1 protein-coding gene is annotated in these 719 nt (G+C 42.7%); it reads right to left on the bottom strand.

The features are described 5' to 3' along the window. Positions 1 to 177: 177 nt before the first annotated feature. Positions 178 to 687: a hypothetical protein gene (locus AACR11_RS09970; RefSeq protein ID WP_053050407.1), complete on the bottom strand. Its 510-nt coding sequence runs from the start codon at positions 685 to 687 to the stop codon at positions 178 to 180. Positions 688 to 719: the final 32 nt, after the last annotated feature.

Here is a 719-nt window from a genome sequence, read left to right as displayed (position 1 = left end):
AGGTGCACCCAAAACAGAGAGAATCAACGAACAACACTAAGCAGAATGGCCATTCATCTTAGTGCGACAAGGAAGGTAATACCTGTTTAGTTGATGAGTTTTGGGTGCGATAGGAGTATATCAGAGAAATGAGTTTTGGCTAGCGGTTGGGTGATGGAGTAGATGTCGTGAGTAATGTTATTGCAGATCTTTTAGCCGCAATGTATTCATTTTGTCTGAATAGTTGGCAAACTCATCGGAAGGTGCACCAATGGCGTGGTAAAACAGGTCAATACAAGATTGCAGATTGTGCAAAGCCTTATCATGCCCAGAAAGAGAATGGGGAGCACGAATAGAAAGAGCATCATGGGTGATTTGTAATATCTCTTCGAGCGCATTTTTATTGAGGTTGTCGTTGTAGCGACAATCGAGCAAAGCGCCGGCCATGATGTTGATAGCAAAAAACGCCATACTATTGAGTTCTCGATACGCTTCCTTGTGCAACAAAGAGGTCGGTATATTGGTTAGTCGCTTGGTCGTTTCTTGATTAACGTTTTTCCAATACCGATTATTCACAGTGCTGCCACGAGTAAAGTGCGCGACGAACGTATCTTCCCAGTATGGTATATCGACGAAGTGGCGTTTTAGTTCTTCTATACACCAGTTGACGTCTTGTTCAAATTGAGGCGTATCAATGTGTTTTTTCATTTTCTTTCCTTATGCAAGGCAAATTGCCGCTG

This window comes from Vibrio sp. L85, assembly GCF_963871815.1.
Taxonomy (GTDB): domain Bacteria; phylum Pseudomonadota; class Gammaproteobacteria; order Enterobacterales; family Vibrionaceae; genus Vibrio; species Vibrio harveyi.
Note: the sequence above shows the minus strand (reverse complement) of the source record. Positions and strands in the feature narration are given on the sequence as shown.